28 protein-coding genes, 2 tRNA genes and 1 riboswitch are annotated in these 25,929 nt (G+C 60.4%); of the genes, 15 read left to right on the top strand and 15 right to left on the bottom strand.

Annotation, left to right across the window (positions count from 1 at the left end):
* Positions 1 to 17: 17 nt before the first annotated feature.
* Genes GM655_RS20535 through GM655_RS20525 form a run of 3 tightly spaced genes read right to left on the bottom strand, consistent with a single transcriptional unit; the run spans position 18 to position 1,820 of the window.
* Positions 18 to 440 carry a TerB family tellurite resistance protein gene (locus tag GM655_RS20535; RefSeq protein ID WP_155436539.1) on the bottom strand — a complete coding sequence of 141 codons (423 nt, stop codon included), beginning with the start codon at positions 438 to 440 and terminating at the stop codon, positions 18 to 20.
* 29 nt (positions 441 to 469) lie between these two features.
* The gene (locus tag GM655_RS20530) at positions 470 to 1,426 is read right to left on the bottom strand and encodes a TerC family protein (RefSeq protein WP_155436538.1); all 957 of its coding nucleotides are present in this window, start codon (positions 1,424 to 1,426) and stop codon (positions 470 to 472) included.
* 28 nt (positions 1,427 to 1,454) lie between these two features.
* Positions 1,455 to 1,820: an HPF/RaiA family ribosome-associated protein gene (locus GM655_RS20525; RefSeq protein WP_155436537.1), complete on the bottom strand. Its 366-nt coding sequence runs from the start codon at positions 1,818 to 1,820 to the stop codon at positions 1,455 to 1,457.
* 116 nt (positions 1,821 to 1,936) lie between these two features.
* Here GM655_RS20525 and nhaR point away from each other — a divergent pair, with 116 nt between their 5' ends.
* Complete coding sequence (nhaR, locus tag GM655_RS20520) at positions 1,937 to 2,836, top strand: transcriptional activator NhaR (protein ID WP_155436536.1); 900 nt, start codon at positions 1,937 to 1,939, stop codon at positions 2,834 to 2,836.
* Positions 2,837 to 2,849: 13 nt separating this feature from the next.
* On the opposite strand, the gene GM655_RS20515 is transcribed toward nhaR, so the two are convergent.
* The 12 genes from GM655_RS20515 to GM655_RS20460 form a co-directional block, all read right to left on the bottom strand.
* Positions 2,850 to 4,763: a DUF4214 domain-containing protein gene (locus GM655_RS20515; protein WP_155436535.1), complete on the bottom strand. Its 1,914-nt coding sequence runs from the start codon at positions 4,761 to 4,763 to the stop codon at positions 2,850 to 2,852.
* A gap of 218 nt (positions 4,764 to 4,981) precedes the next feature.
* Positions 4,982 to 6,706, bottom strand: a complete 1,725-nt coding sequence (locus GM655_RS20510) for a DUF4214 domain-containing protein (RefSeq protein WP_155436534.1) — start codon at positions 6,704 to 6,706, stop codon at positions 4,982 to 4,984.
* A 212-nt stretch (positions 6,707 to 6,918) separates the two neighbouring features.
* Positions 6,919 to 6,994 (bottom strand) — tRNA-Lys (locus GM655_RS20505).
* A gap of 11 nt (positions 6,995 to 7,005) precedes the next feature.
* Positions 7,006 to 7,081 (bottom strand) — tRNA-Lys (locus GM655_RS20500).
* Between the two features lie 56 nt (positions 7,082 to 7,137).
* Entirely contained in the window at positions 7,138 to 7,893 is a 756-nt protein-coding gene (ybgF, locus tag GM655_RS20495) for a tol-pal system protein YbgF (RefSeq protein ID WP_155436533.1), read from the bottom strand.
* A gap of 107 nt (positions 7,894 to 8,000) precedes the next feature.
* Positions 8,001 to 8,534, bottom strand: a complete 534-nt coding sequence (pal, locus tag GM655_RS20490; RefSeq protein WP_155436532.1) for a peptidoglycan-associated lipoprotein Pal — start codon at positions 8,532 to 8,534, stop codon at positions 8,001 to 8,003.
* Positions 8,535 to 8,559: 25 nt separating this feature from the next.
* Positions 8,560 to 9,846 carry a Tol-Pal system beta propeller repeat protein TolB gene (tolB, locus tag GM655_RS20485; protein WP_155436531.1) on the bottom strand — a complete coding sequence of 429 codons (1,287 nt, stop codon included), beginning with the start codon at positions 9,844 to 9,846 and terminating at the stop codon, positions 8,560 to 8,562.
* Complete coding sequence (gene tolA, locus GM655_RS20480; RefSeq protein WP_155436530.1) at positions 9,846 to 10,754, bottom strand: cell envelope integrity protein TolA; 909 nt, start codon at positions 10,752 to 10,754, stop codon at positions 9,846 to 9,848. The genes tolB and tolA overlap by 1 nt, the downstream gene beginning before the upstream one ends.
* Before the next feature lie 12 nt (positions 10,755 to 10,766).
* A complete protein-coding gene (locus tag GM655_RS20475) occupies positions 10,767 to 11,204 on the bottom strand; it encodes an ExbD/TolR family protein (protein WP_155436529.1) in 438 nt (145 codons plus the stop codon).
* A gap of 13 nt (positions 11,205 to 11,217) precedes the next feature.
* Positions 11,218 to 11,910 (bottom strand): protein TolQ, encoded by a 693-nt coding sequence (gene tolQ / locus GM655_RS20470; protein ID WP_155436528.1) that lies wholly within the window; start codon positions 11,908 to 11,910, stop codon positions 11,218 to 11,220.
* Between the two features lie 6 nt (positions 11,911 to 11,916).
* The gene (ybgC, locus tag GM655_RS20465; protein WP_155436527.1) at positions 11,917 to 12,339 is read right to left on the bottom strand and encodes a tol-pal system-associated acyl-CoA thioesterase; all 423 of its coding nucleotides are present in this window, start codon (positions 12,337 to 12,339) and stop codon (positions 11,917 to 11,919) included.
* Between the two features lie 175 nt (positions 12,340 to 12,514).
* Positions 12,515 to 13,264 (bottom strand): SDR family oxidoreductase, encoded by a 750-nt coding sequence (locus tag GM655_RS20460; protein WP_155436526.1) that lies wholly within the window; start codon positions 13,262 to 13,264, stop codon positions 12,515 to 12,517.
* Positions 13,265 to 13,418: 154 nt separating this feature from the next.
* Positions 13,419 to 13,542: riboswitch (ZMP/ZTP riboswitch) on the top strand.
* A gap of 96 nt (positions 13,543 to 13,638) precedes the next feature.
* Here GM655_RS20460 and glyA point away from each other — a divergent pair.
* The 14 genes from glyA (at position 13,639) to GM655_RS20390 (ending at position 25,875) form a co-directional block, all read left to right on the top strand.
* Positions 13,639 to 14,886: a serine hydroxymethyltransferase gene (gene glyA, locus GM655_RS20455; RefSeq protein WP_155436525.1), complete on the top strand. Its 1,248-nt coding sequence runs from the start codon at positions 13,639 to 13,641 to the stop codon at positions 14,884 to 14,886.
* A gap of 56 nt (positions 14,887 to 14,942) precedes the next feature.
* Positions 14,943 to 15,413, top strand: a complete 471-nt coding sequence (gene nrdR / locus GM655_RS20450; RefSeq protein ID WP_155436524.1) for a transcriptional regulator NrdR — start codon at positions 14,943 to 14,945, stop codon at positions 15,411 to 15,413.
* Positions 15,414 to 15,538: 125 nt separating this feature from the next.
* A complete protein-coding gene (gene pilV / locus GM655_RS20445; RefSeq protein ID WP_155436523.1) occupies positions 15,539 to 16,108 on the top strand; it encodes a type IV pilus modification protein PilV in 570 nt (189 codons plus the stop codon).
* Positions 16,108 to 17,073: a PilW family protein gene (locus GM655_RS20440; protein WP_155436522.1), complete on the top strand. Its 966-nt coding sequence runs from the start codon at positions 16,108 to 16,110 to the stop codon at positions 17,071 to 17,073. Before pilV ends, GM655_RS20440 begins: the two co-directional genes overlap by 1 nt.
* A gap of 2 nt (positions 17,074 to 17,075) precedes the next feature.
* On the top strand, positions 17,076 to 17,582 hold the full coding sequence (locus GM655_RS20435; RefSeq protein ID WP_155436521.1) for a pilus assembly PilX family protein: 507 nt from the start codon (positions 17,076 to 17,078) through the stop codon (positions 17,580 to 17,582).
* Between the two features lie 9 nt (positions 17,583 to 17,591).
* Positions 17,592 to 19,802 carry a pilus assembly protein gene (locus GM655_RS20430; protein ID WP_155436520.1) on the top strand — a complete coding sequence of 737 codons (2,211 nt, stop codon included), beginning with the start codon at positions 17,592 to 17,594 and terminating at the stop codon, positions 19,800 to 19,802.
* Positions 19,799 to 20,254 carry a type IV pilin protein gene (locus GM655_RS20425; RefSeq protein WP_155436519.1) on the top strand — a complete coding sequence of 152 codons (456 nt, stop codon included), beginning with the start codon at positions 19,799 to 19,801 and terminating at the stop codon, positions 20,252 to 20,254. Before GM655_RS20430 ends, GM655_RS20425 begins: the two co-directional genes overlap by 4 nt.
* Before the next feature lie 75 nt (positions 20,255 to 20,329).
* Positions 20,330 to 20,902: a GspH/FimT family pseudopilin gene (locus GM655_RS20420; RefSeq protein ID WP_229632668.1), complete on the top strand. Its 573-nt coding sequence runs from the start codon at positions 20,330 to 20,332 to the stop codon at positions 20,900 to 20,902.
* Between the two features lie 6 nt (positions 20,903 to 20,908).
* The gene (gene ribD / locus GM655_RS20415; RefSeq protein ID WP_155436517.1) at positions 20,909 to 22,000 is read left to right on the top strand and encodes a bifunctional diaminohydroxyphosphoribosylaminopyrimidine deaminase/5-amino-6-(5-phosphoribosylamino)uracil reductase RibD; all 1,092 of its coding nucleotides are present in this window, start codon (positions 20,909 to 20,911) and stop codon (positions 21,998 to 22,000) included.
* A 31-nt stretch (positions 22,001 to 22,031) separates the two neighbouring features.
* Entirely contained in the window at positions 22,032 to 22,667 is a 636-nt protein-coding gene (locus tag GM655_RS20410; protein WP_155436516.1) for a riboflavin synthase, read from the top strand.
* 159 nt (positions 22,668 to 22,826) lie between these two features.
* Positions 22,827 to 23,936, top strand: coding sequence for a bifunctional 3,4-dihydroxy-2-butanone-4-phosphate synthase/GTP cyclohydrolase II (ribBA, locus tag GM655_RS20405; RefSeq protein WP_155436515.1), 1,110 nt, complete (start codon positions 22,827 to 22,829; stop codon positions 23,934 to 23,936).
* A gap of 35 nt (positions 23,937 to 23,971) precedes the next feature.
* Positions 23,972 to 24,460: a 6,7-dimethyl-8-ribityllumazine synthase gene (gene ribH, locus GM655_RS20400; protein WP_155436514.1), complete on the top strand. Its 489-nt coding sequence runs from the start codon at positions 23,972 to 23,974 to the stop codon at positions 24,458 to 24,460.
* 84 nt (positions 24,461 to 24,544) lie between these two features.
* Entirely contained in the window at positions 24,545 to 25,015 is a 471-nt protein-coding gene (gene nusB / locus GM655_RS20395) for a transcription antitermination factor NusB (RefSeq protein ID WP_155436513.1), read from the top strand.
* A gap of 287 nt (positions 25,016 to 25,302) precedes the next feature.
* Positions 25,303 to 25,875, top strand: a complete 573-nt coding sequence (locus GM655_RS20390) for a hypothetical protein (protein ID WP_371866908.1) — start codon at positions 25,303 to 25,305, stop codon at positions 25,873 to 25,875.
* The last annotated feature ends 54 nt before the right edge of the window (positions 25,876 to 25,929 follow it).

The following is a 25,929-nucleotide window of genomic DNA, read 5'->3' as shown; positions in this document are numbered from 1 at the left end:
AGGCCGTCGTTGCAGCATCAGTCTTGCGCGAGTTCCTGCGCTTCTTGCTTGACGAAGCGCGACTCGGCCGACCAGACCGTGCAGGCGCGCGCCAGCAGTCTGGCCTCGGCATCAGCCAGCACGCCATCGGCATCGGCGATAATCCACATGGCACGCAGCAGTTCGCGGCGCAATTCGGGAGCACGGATCTCGCCCAGCAGCGCATCGATGGTGGCGATATCGAGCACCACATGCTCATGCTTGACGGAAGTGCTCAGCATGTCGTGGCACAGGTCGCTCAACAGGTCGTGGAAGGTATCGATGTCGATATCGATGAATTCCAGCAGGCGCGTGCGCTGCAGTGCACGCAGTTCGGCGGGCGCGAGATTGCCATCCACCACCATGCACAGGGCCAAAATACGGCCAGCGGCGCTGGCGCTATCAGTTTCGTAATGTCGCATTGCAGTACTCCTTGAGAAAATTGCTAAGGTCAGTTGTTACGTGTTAAGTACAGGCTGGCAAGCACGCTGCTGGCGATCAGCCCAGCGACGACCGACAGCGAGATGTGTACCGGTATGTGCAGCCAAGGCAGTAGCAGCATCTTCAGGCCGATGAAGCACAGCACCAGTGCGAGGCCATACTTGAGCAGGTGGAAGCGCCCGGCGATGTCGGCCAGCAGGAAGTACAGCGCGCGCAAACCCAGAATCGCGAACATGTTCGAAGTGAACACGATGAAGGGATCCGAGGTGATGGCGAAGATGGCCGGGATGGAATCGACGGCAAACACCAGATCCGTGGCTTCGATCAGGATCAGCACCAGCAGCAGCGGCGTGACATAGCGTTTGCCGTCTTTCCAGATGACGAACTTCTCGCCATGCTCGCCTTCCGCTACGGGCAGATAGCGGCGGGCAAAGCGCAGTACGGGGTTGTTGCGTACGTCGGGCTGGTGATCTACGGCCCGGAACATCTTCACGCCCGTGTACAGCAGGAAAGCGCCGAACAGATACAGCACCCAACTGAACTCGCTCACCACCCAGGCACCGGCCAGTATCATGATGGCGCGCATGATGATCGCGCCCAGCACGCCGTAGATCAGCACACGGCGCTGGTACTCGGGCTTGACCTGGAAGGCCGAGAAGATCAGCAGGAAGATGAAGATGTTATCGACCGACAGGGCTTTTTCTATCAGGTAGCCAGACAGGAACTCGAGCGACTTCTGCTCGGCGATCTCGGCGCCCACGCTGCGCTGCAGATACCACCACAGGCCGCCATTAAACGCTAGCGCGAGGCTGAACCAGCCCAGCGACCAGGCGCCTGCTGCGCGTGCCGTCACTTTCTCCGACTTGTTGCCGCCGAAGACCCACAGGTCGACGGCCAGCATCAGCAGCACGAAAGCGACGAAGCCAGCCCAGAGGGCCGTGCTGCCGATGTGTTCCGTTCCCGTCATGGCTTATGCTCCCTTAAAGATGGCTGGGTCAGAGCGGGTCCGTGGTCGCGGATTCCGGGGCTGGCGCCGCCAGCGTGTTGCCCTTGTCGTGGGTGTAGGCGCGGTTTTTCGCCATCTGGCGGACCAGGGCGCGGTCGGCACGCTCGGCGGCGAGGTCGATGGCGGCGTACATGTCTTGCTCGGTGTCCTCGATGATGATGGTCTTGCCATGATCGAGGCTGATCTGAATCTTGCAGCGCTTGTCGCGCCCGCCACGGGGACCGTTGATGTCCGACAGCCAGACAGCCATCCGGCGCGTCAGCGCCCAGCCCAGCGCCGTTTGCAGGCGACGGTGCACATAGGCACGCAAGCTCTCTGTCAGGACCAGACCGCTGGATTGAATCGCGATGTTCATGATCATTTCCTTTCGTAGTGAATGACAGAACTCATAATAGGGACACTCAACCATTCGTACAATTCGAATATACTTTCACAAATCATCGAATAATCCGATGTATAGAAAGGATGGTCATGGCGGCACTCAACTACAAGCACCTGCGTTATTTCTGGATGGTGGCGCGCTGCGGCAGTATCGCCAAGGCGGCCAGAGAGCTGCATCTGACGCCGCAGTCGATTTCGGGACAGCTCAGCGAATTTGCTGCAACGCTTGGGGTCGAGCTGTTTCAGCGCGTCGGGCGCAGGCTAGAGCTGACCGAGACGGGCCAGCGCGTGCTGCGCCATGCCGACGATGTGTTCAGTGCAGGCGACGCCTTGCTGGCCGTGGTCAAGGACCAGACTACGCCACAGCTAAGCATCTTTCGCGTCGGCGTCGCGGATGCCGTGTCGAAGGCGGTGGCTTGCCGGCTGGTGGCACCCGCGCTGGCGCTGCCACAAGCGACCCGCCTGATCTGCCGTGAAGGCAGGCTGGCAGCCCTGCTGGCGGATATGGCCGTACACAAGCTGGATCTGATCATTGCTGACCGCGCCATGCCTAGTCATTTGAGCGTACGCGGCTATAACCATTTGCTCGGCGAGAGCGAGCTCGGCGTGTTTGGCGCGCCAGCGCTGGCGCATCAGTTACAAGGGACTTTTCCCGCCTGCCTAAGTGGGGCGCCATTGCTGCTACCGGGGGAAGATTTCGCCGTGCACGCGCGCCTGCTGCAGTGGTTGCACCGGCATGTGGCGCGCCCGCATGTGATAGGCGAGTTTGACGATAGCGCCATGCTGAAGGCCTTCGGCCAGGCCGGTGCCGGGCTGTTCTTTGCACCGGCTGCGATAGCCGCCACCATTTGCGCCCAGTACGACGTGCAGCTACTCGGCAGCATTCCCAGCTTGCGCGAGCAAGTCTATGCCATTACGCCCGAGCGGCGCATCAGCCATCCGGCCGCACAAGCCATCCGGCAGGCGGCACGGGAGACGCTGTCCGTGTGAATAGTGCTGCTGGTCAGCGTATGAAACGAGAGTTCAGCAAGCTGGCTTTTGATTCGGCAACGAAATAGCTGTTGGGATAGTTGGTGTAACCGGCCCACATAATCGAATTGGCGGCCTGGCTATCACAGGCCGGCAGTCCGCTGTCGCAGCCGGCCGGATGGGGCACGCCCAGCGTGTGCGCGATTTCATGCACAGCGCCTCCCAGCCAGCGGGTCTGCGGGAAGCAGTAAGTGACGCCTTCATCCGAGACTGTGCAAGGGGCGCCGCCCAGGCCTTCGAGGTCCTGGCGCGGCAGCATGGCCAGGCCGCTGGTGCCGGCGCCGAGACGGCCCGGCGTGTTCACGTCATGCAGTACATCGGCGTAGACGATCCAGTCGATATCGCTGCGGCTGTAGTCCAGGCCGCAATAGGTGCGCAGGTCATTGCTGACGGTATTCCAGGTATTGGTGCTGAAATAGGCACTGGATGGACTCGGCAGCATACAGATTTGCGGCTCGATCGCTGCGACAGTAAAGCTCGCGCCACCAAGCTGGGATTTGTACCATTGTTGCAGATCGGGCGCCGCTGCCTGGATTGCGCGGAACCAGCTCGGGTTGTAGCTGCGGTCGGCAGGAATTGCGTAGACAAAGCGGATGGTGTTGTTGTTGGCGGCCGGAATGTCGACCGGGACGCTGGCCGACTCGGGGCCCATGCCGGGGCCGAGCGCCCGGACGGCGCAGCGGTATTGCGTACTGTTGCGCAAGCCTTCGACCACTATCCGCGCGCTGTCGCCATAGCCATAGCGCAGTTCGCCGTTGCTGCTGCAACTGGCAAGATAGCCGGCTGGCAAGGCGTTGTCCACGCGCGGCGGCGGCGTGAACTCGAGGAAGGCACGGCCTGCGCTACTGGTCGCGAGGCCTGTTGCGCGCAGATTGCTGGGCGCGCTCCAGAGCGAGGCCGTTGCGGCAGGGGTAATCGTCACGCTGGTGGAAACCGGGCCTGTGCCAGCGCTATTGCTGGCCTGAATCGCGCAGGTATGCGGCACGCCGTTCGGCAGCCCGGTGATGATGGCGGGGCTGGTCAGGGCGGCGCTCCATTTGACGCTGCCGTCGCCTATGCAGATCGCGTTATAGTTCATGACTAGCTGTGCGCCCGCGGCTGGCGCTGTAAAAGGCAGGATAGCCAGGCCATCGCCGGCCAGTGCAGTGCCGATGATGGGCGCAGCGGGCGCGCCCGCCGGCGGCGCGGCGGCCAGCCGAGCCCGAACCAGTTCTTCCAGCACCTGGGACTGCGTCAGCGCGTCTTTACGCGTGGCGACTTTTTGCAGCGCGTCGCGCACTTCAATATTGGCGGACATGCCGTTATACGTGGCAATGCGGGCGGGGGTGTTGAGCGTAGCCGTGAACGAGGTGGCCAGCACGGTCTTGTTGTCGATGATCTCCAGGTCGGACGAAACGGCGCCTGCCATGATGGCCAGGGCGGCGCCGCCGCGCGTGATGGTGCCCGCATCGAGCAATTGCGTCCAGTATTGCAGGCCGGCACTGTCGGGCGTCCGATTAAACAGATTGCGGTAGATGGCGGTGATAAAGACGTCACTATTGCCCGGATAGAGTTCGCGCGATTCCTGACTGTTGGCGAGCGTATCGATGGCCAGGCGGACCACTGGGTTGCTGGCATAGCTGTCGCTGAACGTGCGGAAGCTGCTGGGCGCCCCATTGCTGGCATACAGTTGGGCGTAAAAGGCCAGCCCGGCTGGATCGGCGGGCCGACCGAAATAGCCCACATAAACCATCTGCACAATTTGCGTAAAGTCGGCGCTGGCAACGGCCGCGCTTGGCGCCAGACGTGCCTGCATGGCCGTGCGTGCTTGAGCTGGCGCGGGCGGTTCACCGCTGCCGCAAGCGCTGAGTATGAGCGGCATGAGCATGATCGCAAACTTGTTCGACATCGTTATTCTCCCGAGGCAGCCAATGCAAAATGGTCTAATGGATTATGTTGTCAAAATTTTAGCATGCTATCGGCAAGCGAGCAGTTCTTTAGGCGGCAGCGGTGGCTGTACCCCTACGCCAGGCGGTGCGCAGCCTCGCCGTGGCCTGTGGCCTCGGCGAGCAGGGCGAGTGCATCTCGGCTGTTTGTGCGGAACTTCTTGGTGGGGGGGGGGCGGGTTTATTGTGGCAGGTAGAAAGCAATATTGGCCGCGCTTCCGGCCCAGCCGCGGGTGTCGTTGAACCAGACCAGATAGTAGGAGCCCGCAGGTAACTTGAGCTCGCATTCGATTTCAATATCAGGGTTACCGCTGGTTTCACCGCACGCGTATATGTAGGAATAGCTGCCGCTGAAGAAGCCATTCGGATAGGCTGCGGCAAAACTGTTGTACTGGGCCGGCGTCATGACGACAAATTTTCCGCCATAACCTTCCGTTTCGATATAAGCGCGCACGGCATTCGAGGGTATGGTGAAGCCCTGAGATTTCCACGCGCCGGGGTTGCCTCCGGCATACATGCCTACGCTGTCATTCTGGTACCAGCGCGACAGCTTGTGGTTGGTCGAGACCTCATGATAGACCGGATTGGAATAGCTGGAAAAGATGGTCTGGTTGGGCACGGTACCTATCCAATATTTTCCCGCTGGCAGGGTCGGGAAGCACATGCCGGTCGAGCCCTGGGTGCCGCACAGCAGATAGCCCTGGAAGGCCTGGCCGTTGAGGAAGAGCTGGGCATTGGTGGCGTCCAAGGCATAGATATTGACGGCGTATTGGGCCGCCGTGAAGGCCCACACCGTTTCCGTACTGGTAATGGTGAACGTGTCGCTGGTACTCAGGTGCCGCGGGTTGGCACCGGTCAGGACAAACGATGCTTCGCTACTTTCGCCGATCGAGAAGCTGGTGCTGTAGTCGCCACCGCTAGTGCCAGGCTGGGGCGCATACACCGTCACGGTAAACGTGCCGAGAACGCTGCCGTTGGCCGAGCTGCGCAGTGTGCCGGAATAGGTGCCGGGATTTTGAGGCACGCAGTTGAACTGGCGCTGCGTGCTAGTGCCGCCATAGACTTCGTAGGCCGAGTAGCAGCCATTCAGGCTGAAACTCATGCCTGCCACCAAGTTGCTGCCGGTGAAAGTGAAAGTGGTCGGGTAGCCGGCCGTTGCCGTGGATGGCGAATAGTTGCTCACGCTTGGTGGCGGCGTCGTGTAGTTGGTGACCAGTTTGTCTATCGTCTGATTGATAGTATTGAGAAAGGCTGTCTGGTTGGTGGATTCATTGACCTGGCTGAGCATGGTACGCGCCACGACGTTGGCGGCCAGGCCACTGTAGCTCGCTTGCTTGAGGCTGGAATCGAGCGCGACGGTGAAATTGCTGGCCGCGCGCGTCTTGTTCGCCACGATGGTTGCATCCGTACTCTGGGCGCCCGCCATGATCGAGAGGGCCGCATTACCGCGGGTGACGGCACCGCTGTCGATCAGATTGGACCAGTAATTCAGACCTGCGGCATCGGGCGGGCGGTTGAACGTGTACTGGTAGATGGCCGTGACGAAAGCGCTGGTGTTACCGTTGTACAAGGCTGCGGATTCGGCGCTGGTGCCAAACGAGTCGACCACGGCCTTGACGGCCGCGTTGCTATAGTAGGCGCCGAGCAAGCCTTGCAGCGTGGTGGGCGCCGCCGCATTGACCAGGGTATTTTCATAGTATGTGAGGCCGCCCGCATCTGCTGGCCGGCCGAAGTAGGCAACATAGATTTGCTGGACGACGTCGTTGTAGCTGTCACCGGCAATGATCGGGCCACCGGAGCGCATTGCGCCGGCAATTTTGGCGGCGCTGGGCGGCGTCGACGTGCCACCACATGCAACCAGGATGAGGACGAAACAGCCGAGCAAGGCATTCTTCAGGATTTTCATCGTTTGCCGCCTTTAAAAGGTGCTGCGCGATTTTTGTGGCCCGTTTACTTCGGTCGTGGCTTGAGTAGTTATTATAGTGCTTGTTGTTTGCGCCGGATGGGCTTGGTCGCATACCTGTCCAGAGGAGGGTGCGATATTTTCCGAGCAAGCAGAGAGCGGGGACAAACAAAAAAGCCCACAAACCGAAGCTTGTAGGCTTTTTTGATGAATCTTGGTAGGCCGTGCGGGATTCGAACCTGCGACCAACGGATTAAAAGTCCGCTGCTCTACCAGCTGAGCTAACGACCCAAGGGCTTCGGTGGTAGGCCGTGCGGGATTCGAACCTGCGACCAACGGATTAAAAGTCCGCTGCTCTACCAGCTGAGCTAACGACCCCCGAAGAAGCAAGATTATGGGGCAATTTAACTGTTCTGTCAAATGCCCCGCGGTAATTATTTACCGTTCAGGCGATCTTTTGCGGCGGCGGCGGCGGGCGAGTCAGGATAGTTCTTGATCAGATCCTGCAAAGTTTTCTTGGCAGCTTTGTCCTTGAGCTCGATCTGGCAGCTAGCGATATTCAGCATCGCATCGGGGGCTTTCGGGCTGTCCTGATAGTTTTTCAGAACCAGCAACTGGGCATTGATCGCGCTCTTGCAGTCGCGCTGGGCATAGTAAGAGCTGCCCAGGTAATACTGTGCACTGGCGGCGTAGCTGGAGTTAGGGAAGCGCGCGACGAAGTCGGTGAAGGCATTGCCGGCCGCTTTGTAGTCGCCCGACTTGAAGATGAGCATGGCGGCTTCGTAATTTTTCTGCTCCGCCGGATCGACCTGGCTGGATTTGCCGTCAATCACTACTTCACGCGGTTCCAGCTTGCGCAGGCGGTTGTCGAGATCGACGTAAAAGTCTTTCTGGCGCTTCTGGGTATTCGCCAGTTCATTCGCCAGCACCTCGATCTGGCCACGCAGCTTGGCCACTTCCTGCAGCGTCATCTCGTTCTGGCTGACCAGGTCGAGCGTGCTGGATTTGTCGGATTTGGTATCGAGGCGGGTATTCAGTTCGGCGCGCATGGCTTCTACCTTGGTGCGCAGGTCGAGCAGGGCGCGGCGCGCTTCATCGTCGTCGAAAAGGCCGGCGTGGGCTTGCAGTGGCAGCCAGGTCAGTGCGGCCAGCAGGGCGGCGCTCAGGCCGGATTTGGAGAATTTCTTCATGTCGGGCACTTTCACACTCTTCTAAAAGGAAAACGGGGCAGCCAACGGTAAATCCGTAGGCTGCCCCGTATTATGCCTGTCACCCGGCAAAAAGGTAGTGCTTTTGATTACTTGTAGACGATGTCTGCGCGACGGTTCTGTGCCCAGGCTTCTTCGTTCGAGCCGCTGGCTTTAGGTTTTTCCTTGCCCAGCGAGACAGCTTCGATCTGGCCTTCTGCTACGCCCAGGGTGGTCATGGCTTTGCGTACGGCTTCGGCACGTTTTTGACCCAGCGCCAGATTGTACTCAGCGCCGCCGCGTTCGTCGGTGTTACCTTGGATCAGAATCGAACGGGCTTTGTTCTTGCCCAGATAGGCCGAGTGGTTTTCTACCACTGGCTTGCCATCTTCACGCACGACATAGCTGTCGAAGTCGAAGTACACGCTGCGGTTGGCCAGCACGCCTTTTGGATCATCCAGCGGATCCAGCGATTTGGTTTCTACCGGTTGTACGGCACGGGTGTCCGCCGCCGGGGTGGTTTTCTGTTCGACTGGACGCTCGACGACTGGTGCTGGGTCGCTAATTTTGACGCCGCTGGTCGAGCATGCCGACAGAATGGCGGCGGTGGTGACAACGAAAGCTAAGCTGCTGAGTTTGCGCATGGGTTGCTCCTAGATGGATTAGTCATTACTGCATGAACGGGCCCCAGGTGGGCTCCTTGATATTGCCCGCCTGAGTGGTCAGGCGTTGTTTTACACGTCCGTCTACCGATACCACAGCCAGCGATTTGCGGCCACCTGCCTGCGTGGCGTACATGATGTAGCGGCCATTCGGCGCAAAGCTCGGGTATTGGTCGTCGGTGCTGTCAGACAGGCGCTGTTCCTGGCCAGTAGCCAGGTCCAGAGTGTAAAGCTGGAAGTTGCCATCGCGGCGGGAGATGTAGGCCAGAGTCTTGCCGTCTGCCGAAATGCGCGGGCTGATATTGTAGTTGCCGCTGAAGGTGATGCGCTTAGGATCGCTGCCGTCCACGCCCATGCGGTAAATTTGCGGACCGCCGCTGCGGTCGCTCATGAAATAGATGCTGCTGCCGTCCGGCGAGAACTGGGCTTCCGAATCGATGCCATTGCTGTTCGAGACGCGGCGCAGATTGCTGCCATCCACATTGACCGTGTAGATCTGGGTGTGGCCATCTTTGGACAGCGATACGGCCAGCTTGTTGCCGGCTGGCGACCAGGCAGGCGAGGAGTTACTGCCTTTTTCATTGGCCACCACAGTGCGCGCGCGCGTGATCAGGTTCTGGATATAGACCACGGGTTTCTTTTGCTCGAACGAAACATAAGCGACCTTGGTGCCGTCCGGCGACCACGACGGCGAAATGATAGGCTCATTCGAGCGCAGCGCCATCTGTTCATCTTCGCCATCCGCATCGGCAACCAGCAGTTCGAAGTGGCGCTTGTCGTATTCCTTGACGTAGGAAATGCGGGTGGAGAAGGCACCGCGGATGCCGGTCAGCTTGAGGAAGATGTCGTCGGCGATGGTGTGTGCGGTCAGGCGCGTGTACTGGGGCGAGCGCGACAGGCCCAGTTGCGACAGTTCCGTCTGTTTGACGGTGTCGAGCAGCTTGTAGCGCACTTCGAAGTCGCCGCTGGCGGCCTTGGCAACCGTACCGATGACGAGGGCGTCGGCGCCCTTGGCTTTCCAGCTCGCGTAATCAATGTTGTTCATGCTGGTGATCACACCGGCATCGATCAGCTTGAAGGCACCGCTACGTTCGAGGTCGGCCTTGATGATGGCGGAAACCTGTTGTGGGGCAATACCTTCATCGGCGAAACCCGCCACGGCAACCGGAATCTGATTGCTGCCGACGCCCGAAATTTCGATGCGCATCTGCGCCTGGGCCGAGCCGCACAGTGCCATGCTGGCGGCCAGACCGGTGGCCAGCAATACCTGATTCAGTTTTTTCATGGTGTACATCAATGCATATCCTTCATATTGAAATCGGCAACAAATTCGCGCTCTACCGTACCATCTTTTTTCTTCGGTAGTGGAGACGATTTGGCAATCGCGTTCTCGATCGCGCTATCGTAAGCGGCCGAGCCGCTGCTTTTCATTTTGCGCACGCCGATGATTTCGCCAGTCGGTAACTGGGTAATCTGGTAGGTGGCGCTGAGCGTATCGTCTACCGTACCATATACCAGATTGCTCTTGATTTTGGCGCGTATTGCGGCCTGATAGCCGCCATCAATCTTGCCCCCAGTCGATCTCTCGGCCGTTCCCGTGCTGGCTTTGGCCGCATTGCCCGTGATGCGGCGCATTTCGGCAGCAAAAGCCTTATCCTTGGCCGCTTTTTCTGCTTTCTCGGCTTTTTCCTTGGCCAGCTTCTCGGCGGCGGTTTTCTTCTTGTCTTTCTCGGCCTGTTCCTTGGCCAGCTTGGCCTTTTGCTCCGCTTCTTTCTTTTCTGCCAGTCGCTTGGCTTCCAGTTTTGCCAGTTTTTCTTCGGCTTCTTTCTTCAGCTTCGCCTGACGGGCCGCTTCCAGTTGTTGCTGTTCCAGTTTTTCGCGCGCTTTAATGCGTTCCAGTGCGATATCAGGCTCTTGTGGCGGTGCTACGGGCGTAGGTGGTGGCGGCGTCGGTTCGGCGTCGGCTTCCTGCTGCGGCTCGGTTTCCGCTTCGGGCGCGGGCGGGGCGGGCGGCGCCGCTTCCTGCACCTTCATATCCCAGATTTCTGCCTGCACTTCGGTCGGCGTGTTGTTTTGCCAGCTCACGCCTACCCACAGGAACATCAGCAAAATGGCGTGCACTGCCGCCGCCAGCACGGGCGCGCGCCAGCTTGCGGATTGTCGCGGCACCTTGTACGGGCCGCCTGCCATTGCGGGTTTCATGTTCTGCACGGTTTATTTGGTGGACAGGCCCACGCGGGTGATGCCCATTTTCTTGGCTTCCGAAATCAGCTGGATGACGTCGTCGTATTTGCTTTCCTTGTCGCCCGCAATCAGCACCGGATAGTCGGGATGCTCGTTATGCAGCGTGCGCAGTTTTTTGACCAGCGCGTCGCGGTTAGGTGCGGTTTCCGGCGCATCTTCTTCCTTGCCTTTGACGCCGATGGAAAGCGCGCCATTCTGTTTCAGCACGATCTGCACGTAGTCGGATGGCGGCTTGGTGGACTTCTCGGCACTCGGCAGGTCCACCACGCTAGGGTCATTCGACGACGGCATGACCATGAAAATAATCAGCAGTACCAGCATCACGTCGATGTAGGGCACGACGTTGATTTCGGATTTCAGCTTGCGGCCACGGCCGCCGCGCATGCTGCTGGAGAAAGACGAAGCCATGAATGCTGCCCTCTTAACGCGACTGACGCTGCAGAATGTTGGAGAACTCTTCGACGAAGGTTTCGAAGCGGATCGCCAGACGGTCTACATCGTGCGAAAAACGGTTGTAGGCCACGAAGGCCGGGATGGCGGCAAACAGGCCGATGGCGGTGGCGATCAGCGCTTCGGCAATGCCGGGCGCGACGGCCGCCAGCGTAGCCTGCTGCACATTGGCCAGACCGCGGAAAGCGTTCATGATGCCCCAGACGGTACCCAGCAGACCAATGTAGGGGGAAACGGAACCGACCGACGCGAGGAAGGCCAGATGCGATTCCAGCGCATCCATTTCACGCTGGAAGGCGGCGCGCATGGCGCGGCGGGCGCCGTCCAGAATCGCGCCGTGGTCCATGGTTTCGCGACTGGCAGCATAGGCGGCCTTGCTCTTGATGAACTCGCCCATGCCGGCTTCGAAGATACGCGCCAGCGGGCCGCTGCTGGCGCGGTCCTTGCCGGCGTTCTGGTGCAGCGCGTGCAGATTGCCGCCAGCCCAGAACGTTCTTTCGAATTCCACCGTCAGGCGACGGGCCGAACGAATGGCGAACAGTTTGCTGAAGATATAGGTCCAGCTGGTCAGCGAAATAACGAACAGCAGCGCCATGATCAGCTGCACGATCAGGTGTGCATTGGCGATGAGGGACAGGAAGGAAAGGTCTTGGGTGACGTTCATGTAAGTTCAGTCTGAGCTAGCTGTTTTGATAGTACTGCGCATTTTATCGATAACCAGGGCAGGGATGGCACAGGGATTCATGTCCGTGCCGACGCAGGCCACTTTCACCTGAGCCGTATTGAGCAGCCGTTCGCCGCACCAAGCCTGCTGGATGAACTGGATGGAGGCGCGCCCCATTTTTTCGATCGAAAGGGTTAATTTTAGTACATCGTCGAGTTTTGCGGGGGCGTGATAGTCGCTGCTCACGCTTTTTACGACGAACAGGATGCCGTGTTCCTGGGCCAGCACGTGCTGCTCCACCTGCAGGGCGCGCAGCCATTCGGTGCGGGCACGCTCAAAGAATTTCAGGTAATTCGCGTAATAGACGATCCCGCCGGCGTCGGTATCTTCGTAATAGACCCGTACGTTCCAGATAAACTCTGCTGGCATGTTTGTTTAACTACAGGTGAGGATGAGCAATATTTTACTATAGTAAAGCCTTTTCCCTGCCGGATGCCAAGGTTTGTAACAAGCGCTTACGTTTTGTTTAGCAATATACTAAACCCGCATCCGTAAACACTTGTTTGGAATAAATTCTCAATTTTGAGATCAACTGCACCGTGGATTACAGTTCGCGCTTGATGGCCAGCGGGCCGTAAGCCTGACAGGTTGGCATCATTTCGATGCGGTTGATGTTGACGTGGGCCGGCAGGGTGGCGATCCAGTAGGCCGTGTTGGCCACATCGTCGGCCGTCAGCGGCTGGGTGCCTTCGTAGACCTTGGCGGCGGCCGCGTCGTTGCCTTTCAGGCGTACATTGGAGAATTCCGTACCGCCGCACAGGCCGGGCGCCAGATTGGTTGCGCGTACGCCCGTGCCCACCAGATCGGCGCGCAGATTCAGCGTGAACTGTTCGACGAAAGCCTTGGTGGCGCCATACACATTGCCGCCCGGATAAGGCGTTTCACCGGCTACCGAGCCCAGATTGATGATAGTGCCGCTGTTGCGTGCCACCATGCCGGGCAGAATCGCACGCGTCATCGCTACCAGACCGCTGCAGTTGGTGGCGATCATGGTGTCCCAGTCGGCTAGCGACGATTCGTGCGCAGGCGTGACGCCCAGTGCCAGACCGGCATTATTAACCAGCACATCGATAGCCTGCCATTCGGCGGGCAGGCCTGCCAGCGCCTTGTCGATGGAGTGGCGGTCGGTCACATCCAGTTCCACGGGCAGGGCCTGCTCGCCCAGTTCCGCCGCCAGTGCCTGCAGGCGCTCGACGCGGCGGCCGCTGATCAGTACCTTGTGGCCGTTGCGGGCGAAAACGCGGGCCATGGCGGCGCCGAAGCCGGCGGTGGCGCCCGTGATGAAGACGATCATGATCTGTCCTTGTGGGTAAGTGGAAGGGTGGACAAAATTGTAGCCGAAATGTTTGCGCTGCCGCAGTGCAGCGACAAAAACACGCATTTCGTTACCATATTGTCAAGTGTTTCCTTGCTCATTTCAGGCGCATAAATTACAATCGGGCTTCCATTACGTCTCACGTAACTGGCGAAAAGCTGCGCGGCGCACCGAAATGGTGCATCATGCGTGCAGTGAAAGGTGGGGCTCCACCGGGAAACGTGAGATTTCAACAGCCGTTCGCCTGGGCAGCCATCGATGGAAAGCACGAAGAGGCTGCCTATGCGCTATTGGCGTCCCTCATTCGATCCAGCCTGCCAGTAACAAGTTACTCATTCGATTGGAGTTTTTACATGTTCGCAAAAGATCACACCCTCGCCAACGTCGATCCGGAATTGTTCGGCGCTATCCAGCACGAAAACACCCGTCAGCACGATCACATCGAACTGATCGCTTCGGAAAACTATACCTCGCCAGCCGTGATGGAAGCGCAAGGTTCCCAGTTGACCAATAAATACGCCGAAGGCTATCCGGGCAAGCGCTACTACGGCGGTTGCGAACACGTGGATGTGGTCGAGCAACTGGCCATCGACCGCGTCAAGCAATTGTTTGGCGCCGAAGCCGCCAACGTGCAGCCTAACTCGGGTTCGCAAGCCAATCAGGGCGTGTTCTTCGCTGTGCTGAAACCGGGCGACACCATCATGGGTATGTCGCTGGCCGAAGGCGGTCACCTGACCCACGGTATGCCGCTGAACATGTCGGGCAAATGGTTCAACGTGGTTTCCTATGGTCTGACCGCTGCTGAAGACATCGACTACGATGCCATGGAAGCATTGGCCAAAGAGCACAAGCCTAAGCTGATCATTGCTGGCGCATCGGCGTTCTCGAAAAAGATCGATTTCGAACGTTTCGCTGCCGTGGCCAAAGCCGTTGGCGCCTACTTCATGGTCGACATGGCGCACTACGCCGGTTTGATCGCTGCCGGCCTGTATCCTAACCCAGTGCCACACGCTGACTTCGTAACCTCGACCACGCACAAATCGCTGCGCGGCCCACGCGGCGGCATCATCCTGATGAAGGCCGAGCACGAGAAGATCATCAACTCGGCGATCTTCCCTGGTATCCAGGGTGGCCCGCTGATGCACGTTATCGCCGGTAAGGCCGTAGCGTTCAAAGAAGCGCTGAGCCCTGAGTTCAAGGCATACCAGCAGCAAGTGGTGATCAATGCCGACGTACTGGCCAAGACCCTGATCAAGCGCGGTCTGCGCATCGTTTCTGGCGGCACCGAGTCGCACGTGATGCTGGTGGACCTGCGTCCTAAGAATCTGACCGGTAAAGAAGCCGAAGCAATTCTGGGCAGCGCCCACATCACCTGCAACAAGAACGGCATCCCTAACGACCCACAGAAGCCATTCGTGACGTCGGGTATCCGTCTGGGCAGCCCAGCCATGACCACCCGTGGTTTCGGCGCAGCGGAAGCCGAGCAGGTAGGTAACCTGATCGCCGACGTACTGGATAACCCGCACGACGCTGCTACCATCGAGCGCGTTAAAGCGGCCGTGAAGGTACTGGCAGACAAGTTCCCTGTCTACGCCAAGTAATATCGTGGTAAGGTGGCGCTGACACGATCGGCGCCACCCACCGGAACTACGCACCTATGAAATGTCCTTTTTGCCAGCATGAAGATACTCAGGTCCTCGATACGCGTGTATCCGAGGAGGGCGATGCCATCCGCCGGCGTCGTCGCTGTGTGAATTGCGATAAGCGTTTTACCACCTACGAACGGATCGAACTGGTGATGCCGTACGTGGTGAAGAAAAACGGCAGCCGTACCGAATTTACTGCCGATAAGCTGCGTGCCAGTCTGTTGCTGGCTCTGCGCAAGCGTCCTGTCGCCGCACCTGCTGTGGATGCGGCCATACTGTCCATCGAAGAAAAGCTGCTGACCAGTGGCCAGCGCGAGGTGGAATCGGGCTATATCGGTGAATTGGTGATGCAGGAACTCAAACGCCTCGACAAGATCGCCTACATCCGCTTTGCTTCCGTCTACAAGAACTTCGAAGATCTGGCCGAGTTTCAGGATGCGATAGCCGAAGTGGGGCAGGATCGCAAACCGCGCAAAGCCTAGCTTGGCCTAGCCTACTCCGGCCTGCGACACCATCCATCGGGCGCACCTTTGAGGTGGCTCAGCCATTGTCCTTACGCTGCGCGTAGCGTCTAGCATTATCCCCAGACGAAACGCGTAGGTGTGCCATGCGCGCACATTTTTCCTGTTCCGGTTTTACTCTGCTCGAAGTGTTGGTGGCCTTGCTGTTGCTGGCGCTGGGCATCGCTGGCAGCGCGGCCATGCAACTGGTGGCGCTGCGTGTGGCCTATCAGGACCAGTTACTGGTGCAGGCCAGCCATCTGGCTGGAACGCTGGCCGAACGCATGCGCGCGAATGCCGTCACGGCACGCGATGGCACTGCCGACAATCCCTATCTGTTTGCCTATGACGCGGCCAGCGGCGCAGCGCCGCCCGAGCCGTCGGTGCTGTGTTTCGGCTCTGCCTGCACGCGCCGCCAGCTAGCGCTGTTCGACTGCTATGAAGCGCAATTGCTGGTGTATCGACTGCTGCCCGCTGGCCGCCTGCAGATCTGCCGCGACCAGCACCCACTTACGGCAGGCAAGCTGCAATGGGACTGTGACGGTAGCCCCGATGCGCCACTCGTGATCAAGCTGGGGTGGCACGGCAAACTGGCAGATGGCGCCGCGCAGAATAATGGGGCGCTTGAAGGCACATTAGCTGCACCAGTTCTGGCCATGACGGTACGGGTGCCGTGATGCTGTGCTACGCACGCATACCCAGGCGCAGCTCGGGCCGCACGCTGGTGGAGTTCCTGCTTGCACTGGGCTTGACGGCTTTGCTGGCGTTGCTCGCTAGCGGCCTGCTGCTGGTCGCAGCCCAAGGCTACCGCCAGCACAACGATCAGCAGGACTTGAATGATGGCGCCCAGCAGGCCTTGGCGCTGATCGCGCAGGCGATACGGCAGGCGGCCTATGTGGAGTGGGACAGCGGCGTCGCACCTGTGGGCTGGGCAGGCGATGTTGCCGCTGCGGTGAGTGGCCTCGATAGCCGTAGCCTCTCGCCGGATGGTGACGGTATCGCTACGCCATTGCCCGGCGTGGCGCATGGCAGTGATGTACTGGCCTTGCGTTATGCCGGTTCGGGTAGCGGGGCTACCGGTGATGGTTCCAGTGTCAATTGTGCCGGTTTTGGTGTCGCCGCACCGGCTACGCCTGCGGCGCAGGGCTGGAGCATCTTCTATGTGGCGACCGATGCGAGCGGGGTGGCGGAATTGCGCTGCAAATATCGCTCGGCAGCGGGTTGGGGCAGTGATGCGCTGGTGCGCGGCGTCGAGAGCTTTCAGGTGTTGTATGGCGTGGATACGGATGTGCCGGCCGATGGTATCCCCAATGCCTACTTCAGCGCATCTGCTGTCGATGGACTCGATGCCGCGCTGGAACTGGAAGGCGCTGATGCGGTCCAGCGGCAGGCCGACCTGCGGCGCAAGACTTACTGGAAGCGCGTAGCCAGCATACGCGTGGCGCTGCTGTTGCGCAGCGCGCTGGCGACGCGGGTCGATACGGGCAGCCGTCGGTTCGATCTGTTTGGTGCCGATTATGCAGATGGGCATGGCGAGGACGAGGGTGTGCGCATCGATGAACGCAGGCTGCCGCAGGCGCAGCGGCGGCTGAGCCGCGTCATGCTGGGTGCCACCGTCGCATTGCGCAATACGCGGGGCTAGCCATGCGCGGGCGCACCCAGCAGGGCATGGCGGTGCTGCTTAGTCTGGTGTTGCTGGTGATTGTGCTGTTGCTGGGCACTTCGGCAGCGCAGCTAAGTTTGCAGGGCACGCGGTCGGCACGGGCCGCGCGCGATAGGGACGTGGCATTTCAGGCAGCGGAGGCAGCTGTGGCGGATGCAGAACATGATCTGGAGAATGGCACGGCAGTGCTTACGCCTTGCGTGCAGGTACCTGCATGGCAAAAGGTCGATGTCTCGGGGCGGGAGGATGATGGTGCCTGCAGTGTGGAATATGGTGCCCGCACGGGCGCCAGTTTCGATGCGGCCGACGGAGCGCTGCCTTTCAAGCGGCCCCGCTACCTGATAGAGCGGCTGGTTTGCCACCAGCCCGGTGATGATGCGGCGGCTGGCGCGGCGCCGCATTATTGCTATCGCGTCACTGCGATAGGCTTCGGACCACAACCGGATACGGAAGTGGTTTTGCAGACTGTCTATAGTCGCGGTGAATGAGGGGGCGACATGGCTAAGCTGACGATCCTTTTTCGCTGGTGCATACAGGCTGCACAGGGTTGGCTGTTGGCCTCGCTGGTGTTGTGTCTGGGTGCGTGCGCGTTGATGGCTGGCGCTGCCCGCGCGGCGCCGCCTGTCGCGCCACTCGCATCGGAGCCGCTGACGGTGGCCTGCCGCGCTGCGGATGGTACGAGCAGCACAGGTAACACTGGCGGCGCAGGTAGCACCGGCAGGGTGGCAGGTGCGACGGCGTACTTCCCCGCGCCGCGTGGCGATGCTTCCGCTGGCACGTGGCTGGCGGCCAGCGTGGATCAGCGTGACTGGAGTGGTTACTTTGCACGCTACGTGCTGCCGCCCGATGGTGCGGGTGGCGCCGCTCTAGGGCAAGCCGTGGCCCCGTTATGGGAGGCCGGACAAGTATTGACGGGTGATAGCACTCATCCGCCGCAACCTGCGCCTGATGCACGGCACATCTACACGGCGCAGATAGACCGCAGCGGCGCCATGCTAGGCCAGCCATTTATCTGGTCAGCGCTGTCGCCAGCGCAGCAAAAGCTGCTGGATAAGCGCGGGCCTGCGGCGCGTCAGCCAGATGGACTGGGCGAGCGGCGGCTGGACTATCTGCGCGGCATACGCAGCGACGAGGGCCATCCGTTTCGGCGCCGTCAGAGTCTGCTGGGTGACGCGCTACACAGCACGCCGGTGTTGGTGGCCGCCCCATCGGACGCCATACAGGATGAAGCGTATGCGGCTTTCCGTCAGCGCTATGCGCATCGTCGTGCTCTGGTGTATCTGGGGGCAAATGACGGCATGCTGCATGCGTTTGATCTGGCCGACGGGGTGGAGCGCTACGCCTATGTTCCGAATGCGCTGATGCCTTATCTGAGCCTGCTCGGCGATCCCGCCTATGTACACCGTGCCTACGTCGATGGCCCCATGGTGGCGGGCGAGGTGAAGCTGGCGCAAGGCTGGCGCAGCGTGTTGCTGGCATCCTTTGGCGCCGGAGCGCAGGGTTTGTTTGCGCTCGATGTAACAGACCCTGAAGCGCTTGATGCGGGCAGCGCCCTGTGGGAGTTCACCGATGCGGATGATCCCATGGCCGGCAATATCCTGAGCCCACCTCAGCTCGCGCGGGTGCAGGGACACGCGGGTAGCGAACTGGCGGTGGCAGTGGTTGCGAGCGGCATGAACAACTACAGTGCTGACGGCCATGCCAGCAGCGCCGGCAAGGGCGCCTTGTTCCTGCTGGCGCTAGACAAACCACGTGCGCAGGGCTGGCGCCTGAACAGCAATTACTTCCGTCTCATCGCGCCGATTACCGATCCGGTGCTGGCCAACGGACTAGGCGCGCCCGCCTTGCTGGCCGACCGCGCTGGCTTGCTGCGCTTTGCCTATGCGGGCGATATGCAGGGCAATCTGTGGCGCTTCGATCTGCACGGTGCGGCTCCGTGGAGTGGCAGCGCCGAGCTGCTATTTACGGCGCGCGACCAGCAGGGCAGACGCCAGCCCATTACTGCACAGCCGTCCATCGTGTATGACGCCGATGGCGCCTATCTGATTCTGTTCGGCACAGGGCGGCTGCTGAACCGTGATGATCTGACGGCAAGCAGCTTCGGCACGCAAACTTTTTACGCCTTGCGCGATAGTCTGGAGCGTCCCGTTTCGGTGATCAGCGGACGACAGCAGTTGATGGAGCGGCAGCTATTTCCTACACAGGGAGGTCTGTTCGATGTGTCTGGCGGCAGGGCGGAAGCGGGCAGCCGTGGCTGGTACATCGATTTCTGGCAGTCGGAACGCACGGGCGAACGCAGCATCGACAGTGCCAGCGTAGTCGATGGAACGGTGGTGTTCACGACGCTAGTACCGGGCGCCACAGCCTGCAGCGCCTCACGCAGCCGCAGTTACGCTTTGAATGCGCTGACGGGGCTGCCAGCCAGCAGCGAGCTGGTACTGAATCCTGCCGTCGCTGAAGTGGGGCTGATGCAACCCGACTATGCGGGCAAGCCCGTGCTGCTGCCCGCCGCACGCCATGCCGATGTGCCGGGGCCGGTCGCGAGTTTCCGGCGCACGCGGGTGCTGACCCAGCTCGCACCGGTGATCGGTACGAGCGGGGCGCTTAACCTGCCAGCGCTGGCACGCATCAAGGTGACAAGGCGGGCTGGACGGCTGAGTTGGCGCGAAGTAAGCAACTGGCGCGAACTGCACGAGGCGGCGAAATGAGTACACGACACAGGCGCGCTTTCAGTCTGCTCGAGCTGATGATCGTGCTGGCCATCATTTCCATCCTGATGGCGCTGGCCTTGCCCGCCTATCAGCAGGCAGTGATCCGTGCGCGCCGCACGGAAGCGCAGGTGGCCTTGTGGCAGTTGCTACAGCAACAGGAACGGTTTTACACGCAGACCAATTCCTATCAAGCTTTTTCGGCCAGTGCGAACGAGCCGGAAGCGCGCCAGTTCAAATGGTGGAGCGGTAGTGGCGCTACCAGCAGCGCTTATGAAATCGAGGGCAAGGCTTGTGATGGCGAACAGATCAACGCCTGCATACAGCTCGTTGCCACGCCCGGTACCAGCAAAGTGGACGGCCGCTTTCGTGACGTGGCCTGTCAGCAGCTCATACTGACCAGCCGTGGCAGGCAGTCGGCCAGTGGAACTGAAGTGCGTTGCTGGCCTTAGTCCGTTGAGTCTGGTGCGCTGGTCAGCGGGTTGGGGGCTAGGGCTGCAGAGGAGGGATGAGCGATGGCGTGTGTGTTGAACCGCAGCGCAGACTGGCACAGCACGCGCAGTGCTGGCCGCACGCTGGTGGAAACCATGGTGGTGCTGGCACTGCTGGCGCTGGTGCTGACGCAGGCCGTGCCGGCCTACCAAACCATCCTGCAGCGGCAGCAGTTGCACACCACGGTCAATGATATGCTAGCGGCGCTACGGCTGGCCCGGACACATGCAATGGCACGCGGCGGCCCCGTTCTGCTGGTGCCGCTCGATGGCGAGCGCGGCGCATGGCAGCATGGCTGGGTGGTGTTTGTGGACCGCAATGGCAATCGCCGTCCCGATGGCGATGAAAGCATCTTGTTGCGGCATGCCCCTGTGGCTGGCAGTCTGACCATACGTTCGGCCTTTTCCAGCGCAGCAGTGCCCGTCTATCTTGCTTATAATGCTGCTGGACGGCCCTGCAATGCCGGCAACAGTCTGGCGGCCCGCTGGGGCACGCTGACGCTGCGGCAGGGTGAAAATGTGCGCAACATCAAAATCAATATGCTGGGCCGGCTACGCGTCTGCGATCCGGTGCAGGAAGGGGCTAGCTGCGCTAGCGTGAGTGAATAGGGCTTTATGAAAATCAGCAACGATCTGCAGGGTATGACGCTGGCGCTCGAATGGGCCGCACGCGGACTGTACACCACCTCGCCCAATCCGCATATCGGTTGCGTGATCGTGCGCGATGGCGAAGTGCTGGGCGCAGGCGTCACCCAGCAGGCCGGCAGCGACCATGCCGAGATACAGGCACTCAAGGATGCACAGGCGCGCGGCCATGATGTGCGCGGCGCCACGGCCTACGTCACGCTGGAACCCTGCAATCACTATGGCCGCACGCCGCCGTGCTCCGATGCGTTGGTGCGCGCCGGTCTGGGCCGCGTGGTGGCAGCGATGGAAGACCCCAATCCGCTGGTAGCGGGGCAGGGCATGGCCAAGCTGGCGGCAGCCGGCATCGCCACCAGTGTAGGGCTGCTGGCCGAGCAGGCGTATGAATTGAATATCGGCTTCTTCTCGCGCATGACGCGCGGTCTGCCATGGGTGCGCATGAAGAGCGCGGCCAGCCTGGATGGCATGACGGCGTTGCATAATGGCCAGAGCCAGTGGATTACGGGGCCGGAAGCGCGCGCCGATGGCCATGCCTGGCGCGCCCGCGCCTGCGCCATCCTGACCGGCATAGGCACCGTCAAAGCCGACGACCCGCAGCTCAATGTGCGCGCCGTTGAAACGCCGCGCCAGCCGCGCCGCATCGTGGTCGATAGCCGGCTGGAAATCGACCTGAGCGCCAAGGTGCTGCAGGGGGGCGGCACGTGGATAGCGGCTGCGCAGCCCGATGTGGAAAAGCAGGCGGCGCTGGCCGATCTGGGCGCGGAAGTTATCCTGCTGCCGAATGCCAGCGGCAAGGTCGATCTGGCGGAACTGATGCGCGAACTGGGGCGGCGCCAGATCAACGAGCTGCATGTGGAAGCCGGTGCCAAGCTCAATGGTTCGCTGATCCGCGCGGGCTGTGTGGACGAACTGCTGGTGTATCTGGCGCCCACCTTGCTCGGTGATGCGCAAGGCATGTTTGCTTTGCCGGCGCTGACGCAGTTGAGTGAGCAGCGCCGTTTGAAATTCCACGAGATCCAGCAGATCGGTGCTGATCTGCGTATCCTTGCACGGTTTATTTAACATTTATCTTCAACATTAAGACTACAACGCTATGTTCACTGGAATTGTCGCCGCTATCGGCAAAATCGAATCCGTTACCCCGCTCGTAGGCGGCTCGTTTGCAGGTGTGCGCCTGAATGTTCACGCGGGCGGCCTGCCGCTGGCCGATGTGGCGCTGGGCGACTCGATCGCCATCAACGGCGCATGCATGACGGTGGTGGAAAAGGATGACAGCAGCTTCCGCGTCGATGTGTCGCGCGAGAGCCTGAATTGCACCGTGGGGCTGGATACGCTGACGGAAGTGAATCTGGAAAAGGCACTGACGCTGAACGAACGTCTGGGCGGCCATCTGGTGTCCGGCCACGTTGATGGTCTGGGCGTGGTGCGCAAGTTCGAGCCTATCGGCGAATCGTGGGAGCTGGTGATCGAAGCGCCGCGCGAGCTGGCCAAGTTCCTCGCTTTCAAAGGCTCCATTGTGGTGAATGGCGTATCGCTGACGGTCAACCGGGTGGAAGACATCGGTAGCGGTGCGGAGCTGGTCTGCCAGTTCTCGATCAACCTGATTCCGCACACCATTGCCATGACCACGCTCAAGCATCTGTCCGCAGGCAAGCAGGTGAATCTGGAAATCGACCTGATCGCGCGCTATGTGGAGCGCATGGTTTCCGTGGGCGCAGCGGGCAAATAAGCCCGGGCAGCCAGTTTTCCGCCGTAAAAGCTTGATATTCTGACCAGATCGGTCCGATAAAACCGGGGATTTAGTCTATAAAATCAGCCTTTTGCGGTGGTGCTTGCGTAAATCCTTTAAAATAGCGGGCTGTTCTAGCTTCGCTACAAAGGATTTAACATGTCAATTTCCAGCACCGAAGAAATCGTCGCCGAATTGCGCGCAGGCCGCATGGTGATTCTGGTCGATGAGGAAGACCGGGAAAACGAAGGCGATCTGGTGCTCGCGGCGGATTTTGTCACGCCGGAAGCCATCAATTTCATGGTCACGCATGCGCGCGGTCTGGTCTGCCTGACCCTGACCGAAGAACGCTGCGACCAGTTGAACCTGTCGATGATGTCGGCCCGTAACGGCACCGCCTTCGGCACCAATTTCACCGTCTCGATCGAAGCGGCCGAAGGCGTGACCACCGGTATTTCCGCCGCCGATCGCGCGCGTACCATTCAGGTTGCGGTAGACAAGAATACCGAACCTAGCGACATCGTCCAGCCGGGCCACATCTTCCCGCTGAAAGCGCAAAAAGGCGGCGTGCTGATGCGCGCTGGCCATACCGAAGCCGGTTGCGATCTGACCGCCATGGCGGGCCTGACGCCTGCCTCGGTGATCTGCGAAATCATGAAGGCCGATGGCACCATGGCACGCCTGCCGGACTTGCTGGAATTTGCCAAAGAACACAATCTGAAAATCGGTACCATTGCGGACCTGATCCAGTACCGTAGCCGCAATGAATCGCTGGTGGAAAAAGTCGGCGAGCGCACGCTGAAAACGGCGCAGGGCGAGTTCCGCATGATCGCCTACCGCGACAAGCCTAGCGGCTCGGCCCACCTGGCGCTCGTGCATGGCGAGATGGACAAGCACAAGGAAACGCTGGTGCGTGTACACCAGCCGGTGTCGATACTCGATGTGCTGGAATCGGAAGCGACCACCCACTCGTGGAATCTGTCGTCCTCGCTGGCTGCGGTCAAAGCTGCCGAGCGTGGCGTGATCGTGCTGCTGAATTGCGAAGAAACTGCCGAACAGTTCTTCTCCCAGTTTGCCGCGCTCGACAAGCCGGAAGTCAAGCCTAAGGGCCGCGCTGCCAGCATGGACCTGCGCAGCTACGGTATCGGTGCGCAAATACTGCGCGAAGTCGGCGTCTGCAAGATGCAGCTGCTGGCCAGCCCGCGCAAAATGCCATCGATGACGGGCTTCGATCTGGAAGTGACCGGCTATCTGGCCAAACCTAACTGATACACCCACCTTACCCACCTAAAAAGAGGCCTCACATGACCGTAGGTAGCTATGAAATCAATCTGTCCGGCGACGGACTGCGCGTCGGCATCGTTCAAGCCCGTTTCAATGAAGACGTTTGCCACGGCCTGCTGTCGGCCTGTTTGGCCGAGCTCAAGCATCTGGGCGTAGAAGACGAAGACGTTCTGCACGTGACCGTGCCGGGCGCACTGGAAGTGCCACTGGTACTGCAAAAAATGGCAGAATCGCAGCAGTTCGACGCCCTGATCGCATTGGGCGCCGTGATCCGCGGCGAAACCTATCACTTCGAACTGGTGTCGAATGAATCGGGCGCCGGCATCACCCGCATCGGCCTCGATTATGGTATTCCTATCGCTAACGCCATCCTGACCACGGAAAACGATGAGCAGGCGGAAGTGCGTATGGCCGAGAAGGGCGCGGATGCAGCGCGTGTAGCAGTAGAAATGGCGAACCTGACCATTGCTCTGGAAGAGCTGAATCAGGATCAGGGCGACGACGAGTAAGTTGCGCTGTAAAACGGCCGGATGTGCCGGTATGCGCCGGCGCATCAGGCCGGATTTTGTAAGAATTGAAGAATAGGTATAACCATGACAGATAAAGCATTGCACGCCAACCCTAGTAAAAACCGTACGCCGCGCCACCGCGCACGTGAGTTTGCGTTGCAGGGTTTGTATCAGTGGCTGCTGAATAACGAAGATGCGGCCACCGTGGTCAACAACATCCGTTCCGCACACGGCTTCGACAAGGCTGACGGCGACCACTTCTCGGCCCTGCTGTACGGCGCCATCAAGGATTCCGTGGCCCTGCGCGACACTTTCGCACCGTTGGTAGACCGTGGCGTGGCCGAGTTGTCGCCGATCGAGCACGCTGTGCTGCTGATCGGTGCCTACGAACTGAAGAACAATCTGGAAATTCCATATCGCGTCGTTATCAACGAAGCCGTGGAACTGACCAAATCGTTCGGCGGTATCGACGGTCACAAATACGTCAACGGCGTGCTCGACAAACTGGCCGCCAAACTGCGTCCGGAAGAAGTGGCCGCCGACAAAAAGCGCTAAGCTGCCCGCTGCCCTATCTCAAGCCACCGCCTGCGGTGGCTTTTTTTATGTCTGCGGAGTACCGGCTGGCGCTACTGCCGAGTGCCTGCGGCGGGGCCGCGGCGTGAGCGTTTGACTTTATTTAATCGGCAACAGAGAATCGCTTGTTATTTAATTAATGTCGAGGTGGCATTATTGACCAGTACTTTCAAACCGAGCCGCGCTGGCGGCGCCGTGGCTGGCTGGCGCTTATCGTCACGGCCCACGTGCTGGCAGTGTGGTGCTGGCAAGCCCCGCAGCACCAGCCTGTGCCCCGTGCGGCCGTACAGACCACGCTGACCTATATTTTGCTGCCCAGCGCGCCAAAGCCGCCCGACCGGCCGGCACGCACGCCGGAGCCGCGCCGCGCGCCTGCGCTGGCGATCCGGCCGCAGCTGCCGCCGTCGGCAGCCGTGCCGACGGTTCAATCGACTGAGCCGGCTGTTCAGGCGCCCGCTGCACCGTCCATGACGCTGGTCACGCCGCCGGCCGATCCGTTTGCCCTGCCGCCCAAAGCAGCGCAGGAGGAAGATGCGCTGCTGCGCGCGCGCCGTAGTGCCGGCGCGGTGGATAAGCAGCTGCGCAAAGAAGCATGGAACCCGCGCGACAAGAAAATCGCCAATGACCGTACCGTGCTGGCCGAAAAACTGGCCGGTGCCTACACGGGTTCGGACGGCATGACGCAGGAGAGCGTGACGCTGGATGATGGCCGGGTGATGACGCGCATCCGTACCGGAGCCGGGACTACCTTCTGCGCGGTCAAGGAGAGCAATGGACTGACGGGAGGGCGTGATCCCTTCCGCGACGGCATACGCACCAAGGTCACGACTTGCGGGCGCTAAGCCCGCTTTGGCCGTCCCGGAAATAAAAAAACCACCTCGCGAGGTGGTTTTTTT

This window comes from Pseudoduganella danionis (assembly GCF_009720775.1).
Classification (GTDB): domain Bacteria; phylum Pseudomonadota; class Gammaproteobacteria; order Burkholderiales; family Burkholderiaceae_D; genus Rugamonas; species Rugamonas danionis.
Note: the sequence above shows the minus strand (reverse complement) of the source record. Positions and strands in the feature narration are given on the sequence as shown.